The sequence below is a fragment of the Rahnella ecdela genome, from assembly GCF_019049625.1.
GTDB classification, from domain to species: domain Bacteria; phylum Pseudomonadota; class Gammaproteobacteria; order Enterobacterales; family Enterobacteriaceae; genus Rahnella; species Rahnella ecdela.
On the sequence record NZ_JAFMOY010000132.1, the window covers coordinates 303,809 to 317,746 of the forward strand.

At 51.7% G+C, this 13,938-nt stretch carries 13 protein-coding genes; 5 read left to right on the forward strand and 8 right to left on the reverse strand.

All coding sequences use genetic code 11. From position 1 onward, the window contains the following. Positions 1–47: 47 nt before the first annotated feature. Positions 48–1,286 (forward strand): multidrug efflux MFS transporter MdtG, encoded by a 1,239-nt coding sequence (mdtG, locus tag J1784_RS22180; protein WP_217150986.1) that lies wholly within the window; start codon positions 48–50, stop codon positions 1,284–1,286. A 39-nt stretch (positions 1,287–1,325) separates the two neighbouring features. Here mdtG and J1784_RS22185 read toward each other — a convergent pair whose 3' ends face one another. Beyond that, on the reverse strand, positions 1,326–1,724 hold the full coding sequence (locus J1784_RS22185; RefSeq protein ID WP_217150987.1) for a VOC family protein: 399 nt from the start codon (positions 1,722–1,724) through the stop codon (positions 1,326–1,328). A gap of 212 nt (positions 1,725–1,936) precedes the next feature. Between J1784_RS22185 and J1784_RS22190 the strand changes: the two genes are divergently transcribed. Further along, positions 1,937–2,344 (forward strand): MysB family protein, encoded by a 408-nt coding sequence (locus tag J1784_RS22190; RefSeq protein WP_217150988.1) that lies wholly within the window; start codon positions 1,937–1,939, stop codon positions 2,342–2,344. Positions 2,345–2,360: 16 nt separating this feature from the next. On the opposite strand, the gene J1784_RS22195 is transcribed toward J1784_RS22190, so the two are convergent. The 3 genes from J1784_RS22195 to J1784_RS22205 all read right to left on the reverse strand — a co-directional run bounded on the left by J1784_RS22195 (position 2,361) and on the right by J1784_RS22205 (position 6,920). After that, the gene (locus J1784_RS22195; protein WP_217150989.1) at positions 2,361–2,606 is read right to left on the reverse strand and encodes a YceK/YidQ family lipoprotein; all 246 of its coding nucleotides are present in this window, start codon (positions 2,604–2,606) and stop codon (positions 2,361–2,363) included. Positions 2,607–2,809: 203 nt separating this feature from the next. Continuing rightward, positions 2,810–5,392, reverse strand: coding sequence for a glucans biosynthesis glucosyltransferase MdoH (gene mdoH, locus J1784_RS22200; protein ID WP_217150990.1), 2,583 nt, complete (start codon positions 5,390–5,392; stop codon positions 2,810–2,812). Next, the gene (locus J1784_RS22205; RefSeq protein WP_120134653.1) at positions 5,385–6,920 is read right to left on the reverse strand and encodes a glucan biosynthesis protein G; all 1,536 of its coding nucleotides are present in this window, start codon (positions 6,918–6,920) and stop codon (positions 5,385–5,387) included. Before J1784_RS22205 ends, mdoH begins: the two co-directional genes overlap by 8 nt. A 331-nt stretch (positions 6,921–7,251) precedes the next feature. Here J1784_RS22205 and mdoC point away from each other — a divergent pair, with 331 nt between their 5' ends. Next, positions 7,252–8,436 (forward strand): glucans biosynthesis protein MdoC, encoded by a 1,185-nt coding sequence (gene mdoC, locus J1784_RS22210; protein ID WP_217150991.1) that lies wholly within the window; start codon positions 7,252–7,254, stop codon positions 8,434–8,436. Between the two features lie 90 nt (positions 8,437–8,526). Here mdoC and J1784_RS22215 read toward each other — a convergent pair whose 3' ends face one another. Continuing rightward, a complete protein-coding gene (locus J1784_RS22215; RefSeq protein ID WP_217150992.1) occupies positions 8,527–9,558 on the reverse strand; it encodes an HlyD family secretion protein in 1,032 nt (343 codons plus the stop codon). Positions 9,559–9,614: 56 nt separating this feature from the next. After that, complete coding sequence (locus J1784_RS22220; protein ID WP_217150993.1) at positions 9,615–11,216, reverse strand: MFS transporter; 1,602 nt, start codon at positions 11,214–11,216, stop codon at positions 9,615–9,617. Between the two features lie 255 nt (positions 11,217–11,471). Here J1784_RS22220 and J1784_RS22225 point away from each other — a divergent pair, with 255 nt between their 5' ends. Together J1784_RS22225 and J1784_RS22230 are read left to right on the forward strand one after the other, a co-directional pair. Continuing rightward, the gene (locus J1784_RS22225; RefSeq protein ID WP_217150994.1) at positions 11,472–12,251 is read left to right on the forward strand and encodes an IclR family transcriptional regulator; all 780 of its coding nucleotides are present in this window, start codon (positions 11,472–11,474) and stop codon (positions 12,249–12,251) included. Positions 12,252–12,280: 29 nt separating this feature from the next. After that, on the forward strand, positions 12,281–12,727 hold the full coding sequence (locus J1784_RS22230) for a universal stress protein (RefSeq protein ID WP_217150995.1): 447 nt from the start codon (positions 12,281–12,283) through the stop codon (positions 12,725–12,727). A gap of 90 nt (positions 12,728–12,817) precedes the next feature. Here J1784_RS22230 and J1784_RS22235 read toward each other — a convergent pair whose 3' ends face one another. Next, positions 12,818–13,078, reverse strand: coding sequence for a hypothetical protein (locus J1784_RS22235; protein WP_217150996.1), 261 nt, complete (start codon positions 13,076–13,078; stop codon positions 12,818–12,820). Between the two features lie 406 nt (positions 13,079–13,484). Continuing rightward, the gene (locus tag J1784_RS22240; RefSeq protein ID WP_217150997.1) at positions 13,485–13,847 is read right to left on the reverse strand and encodes a DUF2502 domain-containing protein; all 363 of its coding nucleotides are present in this window, start codon (positions 13,845–13,847) and stop codon (positions 13,485–13,487) included. Between the last annotated feature and the right edge of the window lie 91 nt (positions 13,848–13,938).

Sequence of the window (13,938 nt, forward strand, 5' to 3'; positions counted from 1 at the left end):
TCCGTCTGTCATTCCAGAGCGAACCTGACCTCCTTTTTCGGTATTTTATGACTCCGGCACCTGAACCTGAAATCGCACCAGCCCCTATAAACTGGAAACGTAATCTGTATGTTGCCTGGATTGGCTGCTTCCTGACCGGTGCCGCATTCAGCCTGATCATGCCGTTCCTGCCTCTGTATATAGAAACTCTCGGCGTTACCGGCCATGAATCCCTGAATATGTGGTCGGGGCTGGTTTTCAGTATTACCTTCCTGTTTTCCGCTATCGCTTCACCTTTCTGGGGCGGACTCGCCGACCGTAAAGGCCGTAAGATCATGCTGCTGCGTTCTGCGCTGGGCATGGCGATTGTCATGGCGCTGATGGGCTTCGCGCAAAATATCTGGCAGTTTCTGGTTCTGCGCGCATTACTCGGACTGCTTGGCGGATTCGTCCCTAATGCCAATGCGCTGATCGCCACACAAATTCCGCGCAATAAAAGCGGCTGGGCGTTGGGAACTCTGTCTACCGGCGCCGTCAGTGGCGCACTGATTGGCCCGCTGGTCGGGGGATTACTCGCCGACAGCTACGGTTTACGTCCGGTGTTTTTCATTACCGCCTGTGTATTGTTTCTGTGTTTTCTGATGACGCTGTATTTCATCCGCGAGCAGTTCGTGCCGGTGAACAAAAAGGACATGCTCAACCGTAAGCAGGTTTTCGCTTCGTTAAAAAATCCCAAGCTGGTGTTATGTCTGTTCGTCACTACGCTGATTATTCAGATTGCGACCGGCTCAATTGCCCCGATCCTGACGCTGTATGTTCGTGAACTGGCGGGTAATACACAAAACCTGGCGTTCATCAGCGGCATGATTGCCTCGGTGCCCGGTGTGGCAGCACTGATGAGTGCGCCCCGTTTAGGCAAGCTCGGTGACCGGATCGGTCCGGAGCGTATTCTGGTGGCGATGCTGGCGCTGTCAGTGCTGCTGTTAATCCCGATGGCTTTTGTCCAGACGCCATTACAATTAGGTATTTTGCGCTTCCTCCTCGGTGCCTGCGATGGCGCACTGCTTCCCGCCGTACAGACTCTGCTGATTTATAACTGCACCAATCAGGTTGCCGGACGCGTATTCAGCTATAACCAGTCTTTCCGCGATGTCGGGAATGTCACAGGTCCGTTACTGGGCGCGGCGGTATCTGCCAGTTATGGATTCCGTACGGTATTTTTTGTCACGGCGATGGTGGTGCTGTTCAATGCAGGATATTCATACTGGTGTCTGCAACGCCGACCTAAACAGGCTATGGCTGATTAGCACCTGACAGGCGTTGCAAGGTTTGTGCTGACATTTGCCTTAGGCTGTCCAGTCACGCAGCGCCAGAACCACGCGGTAACCATCCATATCCTCAAAGGTTTTACCGCATTCATCCCAGTACGGATTAAAAGACGGTACGGCGATAAAGCCCGCTTCTGACATCCGCCGGCACTGACTCTGCCATTCCCCGTCATCCGGGATATAGAACACCAGAAGATTGTCCTGCGTCGGTGCCCGCCCGACTAAAGTGCCGTGGTGATGCGTAAATTCCAGATGGTAGTGATGATGCGGATGTCCCACCAGCACGCCATCAAAGCCCTGATGATCGCTGAAACTACCAATTTCTTCGAAGCCCAGCCCCTCACAATACATACGCGCTAACGGCTCAAGATTATCCGTCGGGCGCGCCACCCGCAGAACTGCATGTCGTGAAACCATTTGCCCCATCACCCCTTTTATCTAATGAATGTCACCTGCAAGAAAATGAGAATAGCAGAAAAAATACGACTGATTTGGTCTGAAAACTTGCATCCTGTCAGTTATCGACAACAATCATTTAATCAGGTTTTTCACTGTCAGATGGCTGTTACTTGTTCATTAATAACGCTATTTGCTTCACCCCTATTTCCCTTTCAACTCAGGAGACAACAATGAGCATGTACGCAACGCTTGAAGAAGCTATTGATGCCGCCCGCGAAGAATTTCTCGAAGCTGCGCAAGACAGGATCCAGGGCGATGAAGAGCCCGTTCCGGATCAGTTCAACCTGCAAAAATACATCATGCAGGATGGCGATATCATGTGGCAGGCAGAGTTTCTCACCGGTGAAGGTGAAGCGGTCGACGCGCTGACTTTCCGCAGCGGTGCGGCAGCACAGGCCATCTTTGACGAGGACTATGATCAGATAGAACTCGAAGAAGAGTGGGATGACGAAGCCACGTTATATGAATGGGATGAAGGCGAATTCCAGCACGAGCCGCAGCTTGATACCGAAGAAGGCGAAGCGGCAGCAGAAGAATGGGATGATGAAGACGAGTATCCCGGACGCGATATCGACTAAGATTGCGGATTCAGGCTTATTCGTAAGGCCCGTGGCGCGCATCAACCGGCAGCATAAAGGTGTCAACAATCATTGATAAAGGCACGTCAATGACGGTGACATAGCGCCACGGGCTGTCACGTAAATCCCACTGCACGCCGGGATAATACTGGTTACCGTGGCCCTGCCCCGGCACGGTACGGCTGATGATACTGCCGCATCCGGCCAGCAGAAGACTCAGTACCGCCAGCACACACCCGCGAAAAACAAACCGATTAATCACTCACACTACCTGTCGAATCAATCAAAAGAAGCACGCTCTTTAGCGCAAAATTGCGCTGTCAGCTTAGCACGCACGTTGCCCCCTTGATGTTAAGGGGAGGTAAAATTTACGACCTAATCTGCTAAAGAGTACCTGTCTTCGCGCATAAAGAAAACGGGCAGTATGTTTGCACATACTGCCCGTTTTTATCCCTGCACTGTCAGTCAGGCAGGTTTTACTTCCAGCGTCTGAGTGACAGGGAATGCCTGCACGTTACGCGGCAGCTGGTTGTAATAAGCGCCCCATGCCTGCTGGTCCGGTTGCGTCCACACCGCGGAGTGTAAACGCGCCATCAGCACCGGATCACTGAGCAAAATCAGACGATCCGCTTTACCCAGATCCTTCGGACCGGTTTTCAGCGCATGTTCCAGATGAGCACGACGACCGTTTTCAACGGTATCACGCAACAGGTGACGGGACGTTGCCATCGCCGTTGCCAGTGCATTGAAGCCCGGATCAAATACCGCGTGCATGAAGCCATGCTGCAGCTTACGTTCGCGGTTAAGCGTCAGGTATTCTTCAGTCGCCACCAGTTCACGCGGAGGATTGTACTCTTCCGGGATCAGGAACAGCTTGGCTCGTTTACTCTTAATCCCGAGCGTTGCACGGCTCGACAGCACCGAAACAATCGGCGAAAGGATCAGGGAGAAGACGATTGGCGCCAGCCACCACAGGAAACGCAAGTCCAGCCATGCCATACCGGCAGCCCAGACAGCCCCCAGCAACAGCTGTGATCCATGACGTTTAAAGGCTTCGCCCCACGGCGTGTCATCATCATCACGCTGCGGTGAGTTCCAGACTACTTCCCAGCCCAGGAACGCGCTGACCACGAAAACGGTGTGGAACAACATGCGTACAGGAGCCAGCAGAACCGAAAACAGCATTTCAAGGAACATCGAAACCAGCAGACGGAATGCACCGCCAAACTCTTTCGCGCCCTTAGCCCAGATAAGCACGATACTCAGCAGTTTCGGCAGGAAGAGCAATACCATGGTGGTCGAGAACAGGGCTATCGCCAGTTCAGGACGCCACTGCGGCCACACCGGGAACAACTGCCGCGGCTGCAGGAAGTATTGCGGTTCCATCAGCGTATGGACGACCTGCAGTGCCGTAGACAAGGCAAGGAACGTAAACCACAACGGAGCAGAAAGATAAGACATTACGCCGGTCAGGAACACCGCACGGTGAACCGGGTGCATCCCTTTAACCAGGAACAAACGGAAATTCATCAGGTTACCGTGACACCAGCGGCGGTCGCGTTTCAGCTCATCCAGCAGGTTTGGCGGTAACTCTTCGTAACTGCCCGGCAGATCATAAGCAATCCACACGCCCCAGCCTGCACGGCGCATCAGCGCAGCTTCTACAAAGTCATGAGACATGATGGAACCGGCAAATGAACCTTCACCTGGCAATGGCGCCAGCGCGCAGTGTTCGATGAACGGCTTCACGCGGATAATCGCGTTGTGACCCCAGTAGTGAGATTCGCCCAGTTGCCAGAAGTGCAGACCGGCAGTAAACAACGGGCCGTAAACGCGGGTCGCAAATTGCTGACAACGCGCATACAGCGTATCCATACCTGACGCTTTTGGCGCAGACTGAATAATACCGGCGTTCGGATTGGCATCCATCAGACGGGCAAGACCTGTCAGACATTCGCCACTCATGACGCTGTCGGCATCGAGAATAACCATATAGGCATATTCCCCACCCCAGCGACGGCACCAGTCATCGATGTTTCCGCTTTTACGTTTCACGCGGCGACGGCGACGGCGATAGAAGATGCGTCCGTGACCTTCAACATCGCGGCACACTTCCATCCAGGCTTTTTGTTCCGCTACGCAGATATCCGGATCGTAACTGTCGCTCAGCACATATATATCGAACTGATCGAGGTCGCCCGTGGCTTTCACTGATTCATACGTTGCACGAAGACCCGCGAAAACGCGCTCCACGTCTTCGTTACAAATCGGCATGATCAGCGCAGTCCGGTTGTTCGGATTCAGCGGTTCATTGCCTTTGGTCGATGCCGTAATGCTGTATTTGTCGCGCCCGATGAGCAATTGCAAAAAGCCCATCAGTGCGGTCCAGAATCCGGCCGAAACCCAGCAGAAAAGGATCGCGAACAGCACCAGAATCCCGGTCTGTAAGACGTAAGGCAGCAATTGCAGAACCGACTGTTGCCAGTCCTGATTCAGCATATCGCTCGGGTCGATGAGCGCCCAGCCCTGATAAGGCAGAATGGTTTTCATATACCAGGTAGCAATCGCCGTCTGCACCAACATCAGGATAAGCAGGATGTAACGACGAACAGAACCGGCATGACGCCAGCGCTTTTCGGACTCAGGCATTTCTGAGGCACGGTGACGGGAAGCCGCACTGCGACCCATCAGGTTATCCCAGAAACGCCCGACCGGGTTGGTCCGCCAGACATCAGGGAACATGCTGGAACGCTTAACCGGCGGCATGGCGCTGGCGATAGTACGACCTTCGTTATCGACTTCGTCCAGAGTGCCCTTCTCCCGGGCATCTGGCCAGCTTGCGCTGACGCGGGCTTTAACTGATACCAGAGGGGCATCAGGATCGGCAGCATCGACGGTGGCCGACACATCACCGCCTAAGCGGTGATGGACGGTTGCAAAAGCCTGCTCTTCAGCAACGGGAAGCTGCTGAGTGAGCGCCGCTTTCTGTTCTTCAGTAAGCGGCAAAGCTTCTACATAATCTTGAGTAGAGTGCGTTGACTTATTCATTTGCAGGCAGCTGATAGCTCCAGGTTTCACTCAGAGTTTTGTCGCCATTGGCCAGAGAAGCGCGCATTTCGATCGCTTTCTTCGGATCCTTCACTTTGAGGCGCAGCGTCAGACGCCAGCCTTTAGTCACAGGATTATAGCGGACGGAGTTTTCAACCAGATCACCGTTGTCACCAACGCTGACCTGAGACGCCACCGGAGTGTCGCTCTTCAGTGCTTTGAGATTCGGACCCACAAAGTCAACCAGGAAGGCAACGCTGCCATCTGGCTCACGGATCAGGTTCGACTGTTTCACATCACCGGTAGAACGCATAGTCCGTTCAACCCATGCCAGATCAGGAGAATGTAACTTCTCTTCTTCACGGGTGAAGTGTAAACGATAGTTCAGACTCAGCGGTTTGCCTGCATCAGGCAATTGATCCGGCGTCCAGAATGCAACGATGTTGTCGTTGGTTTCATCAGCCGTCGGAATTTCTACCAGCTCAACTTTACCTTTACCCCAGTCGCCTTTGGTCTCAACCCAACCGCTCGGACGCAAATCGTAGCGATCGTCCAAATCTTCGAAGTTGGAGAAGCTGCGACCACGTTGCAGCAGACCGAAGCCTTTCGGGTTTTCCATTGAGAACTGGCTGACCGCAAGGTGTTTCGGATTGTTCAGCGGACGCCAGATCCATTCACCGTTACCGGCGTGAATCGACAGACCGTTGGAATCATGCAATGCCGGACGATAATTCAGTACCGGTGAAGGCTGATTCGCGCCAAACAGGAACATGCTGGTTAATGGAGCCACACCCAGTTTGCCCACTTTGTCGCGCAGATAAACCTGAGACTGCACGTCTACCGTGGCTTCTTTGCCCGGATAAACGTCCAGACGATAAGCACCGGTTGCACGTGGAGAATCCAGCAACGCATAAATGACTAAATGTTTTTCATCCGGATTTGGGCGTTCGATCCAGAATTCGCGGAAACGCGGGAATTCTTCGCCTGAAGCCAGAGCCGTGTCGATCGCCAGACCACGGGCAGACAATCCATAAACCTGACCTTTACCGATGACGCGGAAGTAGCTGGCACCCAGCACACTCATAATTTCATCATCTTTGTCGGCTTTATTGATCGGATAAAGCACTTTGAAACCAGCAAAACCGAGGTTTTTCACTGAGTCAGCGTCATGTTTGACGTTGCCAAAGTTGAAGTAGTCCGGGCTGTATTTGATTTCTTTGACCGAGTTCGCCGTCACTTCATTGATTTTAACCGGCGTATCGAAGTACATACCCTGATGATAAAACTCAAGCTTGAAAGGCGTATTCAGGTTTTTCCAGTACGCTTTATCATGATTGAATTGAATTTGTTGGTAATCTGCGAATTTGAGATCGCGGAACTGAGACGGAAGATTGCTTTTCGGCGCTTCGTAACCTTTATCGGCTAATGCCTTCGCTTGTTTGGCAACATCATCTATAGAAAAAGCCCAGGCAGATGAGGTGAACATGGTCATCAACACTGCGGCACTTAGCAAACGGACTTTGATCATACGTGACCCTATGGAAAAATTTTTATCCGACACCTTGTCTCCTTTACGCGCGCTTAACTCGTTTACTGTAACTATTTTAAGGGAAGTGTCAGGTTTCCGACAACTTGAGCAGTCGATGGTTCAGCCATTGATGAACCGTTTAAGCGCAACAGGGTACAAGGATATCAATTCGTTGAAACTCCGGCTATGGAAACTTGTCTTATAACGAGGCATGTTTTAAGGTCAGAAACTAAACTTATGTCAATGACCGTCATTTTTGGTTACCCGAACAATTAACCCAAAGACAAATTACGCTCTAAAATTAGGATGAGCTCTCTACAACGGATACGTAATGAAAGAACAGAAACCACAACGTGAGTTCTTCTTAGACTCCATCCGCGCATATTTGATGCTGCTGGGTATTCCTTTCCATATATCATTGATTTACTCCAGTCATATCTGGGCGGTAAACAGTGCAATACCCTCTGACGGCCTGACAATATTCAATGATGTCATTCACGCATTCCGGATGCAGGTTTTCTTTGTCATCTCCGGGTATTTTTCTTATATGCTGTATGAGCGCTACAATCCTCATCAATGGTTGAAGGTGCGTCTGGAGCGGGTCGCCATCCCGCTGGCGGCGGCCTTCCCGCTCATCACCATTCCACAGCTGTATTTCCTGATGAAATTTACCGATAAATTCTCCGGCTGGAACAGCATGGATTTTTATCAGAAAATTAATGCCACCGTCTGGGAACTGGTCTCCCATTTATGGTTCCTTTTAACGTTGGTTATTCTTACCAGTATTTGTTTTTACCTCTTCAAATTTATTAAAGAAATTAAGACTAGTCGCATTCAAATTATTAAAAGCCGGACAAACAGTTTAGGAAAACTCTCAATTATATTTTTATTCATCGGATTAATTTACGCGGCATTTAACAGAGGTCTGTATCTTTTTGCGCCTGATTTACTTTCCAACGGTGCGTTTAATTTCATCGTTATGCAGACGTTGTTTTATCTGCCATTTTTCATCATTGGCGCGTTTGCTTATAAATTCTCCTGGCTGAAAGAGTTGTTCCTGAAACCTTCAGCGACGGCCGGGGTGGTCAGTATCTTCCTGTTCGTGGCTTACATGTTCAATCAGCATGTGAACACCCCGCAGCTGTACTCGATGGAAATCGATGCCATCATCACGACCCTGCTGGGGATCCTGATGGTTAACGTGGTGTTCTCATTCAGCCATTATCTGCTGAATTTCCAGGCGCCGTGGATAACCTATCTGGTGAACTCATCGCTGTTTATCTATCTGATTCACCACCCGTTAACGCTGATTTACGGTGCGTTTATTACGCCCAAAATTCAAAGTGACTGGCTGGGGTTCTTCCTGGGGCTGGTGTTTGTGTTCGGTATCGCTTTCTTCCTTTATGAGGTTCACAAACGTATCCCGATCCTGCGTTTCCTGTTCTCGGGTAAACCACAGCATCCGGCCAAGAAAAGCACATCTGAGCCGACGCCACCTCAAAATCAGGCATCCTGATCCCTTTTGCGCACTGAGGTGCGGACAAAAAGAAAAGGCGGCCCTGCTGATGCAAGGTCGCCTTTTTAGTTTCTGAGTCTGAGACTTTTATCAGCGCGCTGTCTGAATCGACGGGATCACTGACATCCCGACTTTCAGACGATTTGCATCCGGCTGATTCGCATCCAGCACAATTTTCACCGCCAGCCGCTGCACGACTTTGGTGTAATTCCCCGTCGCGTTATCGGGCGAAATTGGCGAAAACGTCACGCCGGTTGCCGGAGAGATGCTGTCCACTTTGCCTTTGAGAACCACACCCGGCAACGCATCGACTTGAATCTCTACCGGCTGCTGCATCTGCACATCGCCCAGCTGAGTTTCCAGATAATTCGCCACAATATACGCATCCTTCAGCGGCACAATCGCCAGCACGCGCGCACCGGCGCTCACATATCCGCCAATACGCAACGATCGCTGACCGACCACGCCGTCTACCGGTGCGGTGATTTCTGTATAAGAAAGATTCAGTTTGGCCTGTGCCAGCGCTGTCGCCGCTGAATCGATTCCTGCTTTGGCCTGCGCCTGCCCGGCTTTCAGGACATCTACCTGCTTTTCAGCGCCCAGCGCTGCGGCCATATCACTTTGCTGTGAAGCCAGTTTTGCACGTAAATTGGCATCCGATTCATCACGCGCATCTGCCGTACCCGAACCGTTTTGCAGCAGACGTCTGTAGCGATCCGCACTCTGACGCGCATAAGCAATACTTGCCGCATCGGAATTGACCAGGGCCTGTGCCTGCAAAATAGTTTGCTGCTGTTTAGCCAGCTGCGCGGTCAGGCTGAGCATCTGAGCATTGGCGGTTTCCAGATTAGCTTGTGCCGTCAGCACTGCGTTGCGGTAATCCCGGTCGTCAATTTTCGCCAGCACGTCGCCCGCTTTCACGCTCTGATTATCCTGCACATACACTTCAGCGATTGTGCCGGAAATCCGCGGAGCGACCAGCGTGGAATCCGCAGAAACAAAGGCATCATCCGTGACTGGCCGGGAGTTACCGCTGAGGATCCAGAAAGCCATTATTACCAGAAATATCACCACCACAGCGGCAATCAGCCAGCTCAGGCGGACAGGTGAAGTCTTAATCATGTGTCTTTTCTCTCGTTTTTTTTATTGTGAATTCAGATAGTCAGGTGATGTTGCATTCAGGGGCGCTTAACCAGCGACTGAGGCGGATATGTGCGCTTGGGTAAAACGGCGGCCAGTAAGATCAGAAACAGTGCCAGGCCGATGATGACCATATAGGTGTCAGATATGCCCAGCACCAGCGCCTGCTGTTTCACGCCTCTGGAAAACTGAGTCAGGACTTCTGTCGAAATGGCCGCACCATTACTGCTCAGCGGCGCAAGAAAGGTGCTGTCACCGCTGTAAGGTTGCGAAAGGAGATAACTCACGCTGCCGGCATGGTTGAGTAAAATATTGGAATGAAACTGTTCACGATGGCTGACAAAAACCGCCACAAGAGAACCGCCCATGACGCTGCCCAGCCCGCGAACCGTGTTGAACATCGCCGAAGCAAAGGGCCCTTCCTGAGGCTGAACCACGCTGGTGGCACTCATCAGAATCGGCAGCACCGCCATCGGCTGTCCGAACGCCTGCATTATCTGGATCAGATAAAAGTTATCGCGCGACCAGACACCGGTGATATGTGTTCCCCAATAACAGGAGAAACCAACCAGCCCTAACCCGCAGGCCAGCACCCAGCGGCTGTCTATCCAGCGCATGGTCAGCACGAAGGCCACCAGCGGCGCGAGCAATAACTGTGGCAAACCAATCGTCAGCGCCAGCGGCCCGACCTGCACTGCCCGAAATCCGCCGACCTGCAACATATAACTGGAAGGCAATGCCGAACCGGATAAGAACAGGAACATCAGTGCGAAAAGCGTGATCAGTCCATGCGCCAGATTGTGCCGGCTCAGCATCTGTAATTTGAAAAGGGGCAACGGATGGTGCCACTCATTAACCAGAAAAAGAGTCAGTAATCCGAGCGCGCCAAAAAACATCATTGTGATAAGCGGTGAGTTAAACCAGTCCAGCCGCTCGCCCTGCTGCAACGCCAGCACTAACAGAGTGATCCCGGCGGGCCCGGTCAGCATTCCGACGGTATCCCTCTGTTTAAACCGCTCAAGACGCAACGGGTCTTGCGGCAGACCGTAACCGATCATGGCGAACGCCAGAAGACATGGCGGGATCACCTGCCAGAATACCCATTCCCAGCCAACATAATCTGTCCAGATAGCCGCCAGTGAGGTGGCCATATTCGGCCCGAATGTTGCCGTCAGCGCATAAGCACTCAGCCCGTAAAGCTTCAGATGCGGCGGCATAAACCGCAGTGCTGCCGTCATCAGCAACGGCGGTAACGCACCGCCAAAAATACCCTGCACAGCGCGCAATGCGATGAGCACTGGCAAGTTAGGCGCATAAGGCAAAACTGCGGCCAGAGCCAGAAAGCCCATCGTGACAAACATCGTGAACCGACGCAGTGAAAACGTCATCGCAAACCATGGCGCCAGCATCATGGCTGAAACTTCCGCAGCCTGATACGCACCGATAAGCCACGACCCCTGATCAGAACTGATACTCAGTGCGCCGCGCACATCTGCCTGCGCAATGTCCGTAACGCGGTCATTAAGACCCGAACAAAGCGCGGCGATTAATATGCCGATGAGCCCGGTCACCAGCCTCAGGGTGAAAGGCTGCGGAACAGGCATCGTGGCAGCACGCGCTGCCGTGACTGACTGATTCATATATTTCTCAACTGGTTAACTTCGCCGCTTTATGGGTGCGGTGAGAGGGAAAAGGCAGGTTTGGTAGCGTGAGAAGACACGACATCGAGTGAAAATCTTTTTTCGATGCAATGCACCACTATGCGATACATGCAAGAATACTATAATACGGTGCACTGTATTGCAATGTGATTAAAATTGTTTTTCACTCGCCGAGCTATTACATTGACCGCTCAGGATCCTGATCAGGGTCACCGTGGGTAAAAAGGAGAGAAGATGGCTCAGGACATTCCGGCAGATGAAGAACGCAGTGGCGGGATCCAGGTTATCTCGCGTGCGGCGACCATACTCAATGCACTGGGAAAACACCCGCAGGGTATGAGTCTTGGTGCAATCGCCAATGAAGTTGACCTGCCCCGCTCGACCGTGCAGCGCATCGTCGCAGCGCTGGCTGAAGAAGGTTTGGTGCGTTCAGAAGGCAGCGGTGGTGTGCGTTTAGGTCCGACGCTGCTGAAACTGGTTTCTACCGTTCACACTGATGTCATTGCCATCGCCTCCCCTTTTCTGCGCCAGCTTTGCGATATCACGCAGGAAACCGTTTCTCTGGGACGTGCGAGTGGCAGGCAGATAGCCAATATTCACAGCATCGTGGCAGAACGGGAATTACGCGTCGTTCCCCGCGTCGGTTTGAATCTGCCGATATACAGCACCTCAGGCGGTCGCGCCCTGCTGTCGCTGAAAACAGATGAAGAAATCCGCATTCTGGTGGGTGACGTGCTGGAACCGGCCACCGAAAATACCGTACGCACCATTGATTCTCTGCTGGAAAAAATCGCCGGTGTGCGCGAAAGCGGCGTTTCAGTGGAAGAAGGAGAAACAGTCAGCGGCGTCACGACTCTTGCCGTCGCAATAGACACTATTCTCGGGCGTTATTCTGTCTCCGTGCTTTTCCCCACGGCCCGGCGCGCAGCCAAAGAAGCGCAAATCCGCGAAGCGTTGCTCGAATGCAAAACCGCCCTGATTGGTGAAATCGGCAAGCTGGGTGAAAACAAATAACTGCGCGAAAAATGAATACAGGAGTCACCGTGTTTGATGTCATTTTGTTAGCCGTAGACGGCTCAAAGCAATCTCCTTATGTGGCAGATCTTGCCTGTCAGCTGGCGAAAGGTCAGACTTCTGCCGTTTACGTCACCTGTTGCATTGATGAATCCTACGCTCTGGAAAACAACGGAGATGAACCGGGCGAAATCGTAGATTATCCACCGGCAGAAGAAGAGCAAAATACCGCGAGGGCCGTCGTCGCTCAGGCCATGGTAAAGCTGAAGCAGGCGGGTATTAACGCCCGGGGTAATCTGATTGTCGGCGCGGCAGGTGAAGCGCTGGTAGCAGAAGCAGCAAGAATTAATGCTTCCGTGATAGTTATCGGGCACCGTCAGCTTTCCGCTTTTGGTCGCATGATGAAAGGCTCGGTCAGCGCCGATGTGATCGAAGGCTCGCCCTGCCCTGTGCTGGTTGAAGTCCGGGGTAATTAAAATCCGGGGCCATAAAGCTTTTAGCGATAAAAGGCGGGGTTAAAAAAAGCAAAAAAGCGCCAGAGGGCGCTTTTATATTGCGACTGAGCATTACTTCGTATTGATCAGACCCATCGATTTTGCCCATTCACTGATGTGATCCCGATAAAAGAAAGTGATATCCAGTTCCAGCGAACTTTCTTTCGACGGTGTTACTGTGCCTAAACACGGATATTCCTGCGGCCGGTATTCAAAGAGAAAATCATCCATCTCCTCATCAGTCAGCAGTTTATCTCCTTCGATATTATCCTGATAAAAATAGGCATCCAGCATCCAGACCCGGTACTCATAATCGTTTTTAATCAAGTGCATAGGGATAATCTCGGTAAAAGATATGTTACGTACCTGAAAAAATTTATCCCTTAGTGATGCTATGGCATCAGGCACGCGTCGCGTTCGAGCCATCCATTGCTGATTCCATATAACAAGAAATTAACATATCAATAGCCTTTAGCAAGCTGCAATTACTCTGAAAGTTTCATTTTACGAACGATAATTTATTAACTGCACGTATTTTTGAATTAAATATAATCTCAGAAAATACATTACATTTTTATTATTAGTGACATGATTAATTCAGAGCGAGGGTTTACGAATAAAGAGGGAATGTGAGAGGAACAGAACTGACATTGGGGATGCCTTTGCATCGCCACTGCCAACCCTGTTCCCAAAATTTTTATGACTGTTTTAAATCTGACTATTTACTGCCTGGTACCCGTTACCAACGCCCTGGCGGTGGACCTTCACGCCAGTGCCCCGGAGGGCCATCACGCCAATGTCCCGGAGGACCATCATGCCAGTAACCCGGTGGAGGGCCTTCGTGCCAGTGCTCGTGATGCCAGTATCGCGGCGGCGGCGGAGCTGGCTCATAATAGACCCAGTGACCACGGCCTTCATCACGATAGTGATTATCCCACCAGCCTGGCGGACGCCAGTCACCCCCATCCCAGTAGTACCCGCGGTTGTCACGATCGCCGATATGCAATGACAGGCCAGGCATATTAACTCCGAGCTCGACGTCTGCCTGTGCGATAGCTGGCAAAGTTAGCAAAACGGCGAGAACTAAAATCAATTTTTTCATTGTGAACCTCACGACCTGCTTATCAGGTGGTGACAAAGTACCGCCAGCTATCTTCCTGTTCTATAGGAATTTATCCCAAAAAAAATGCCTT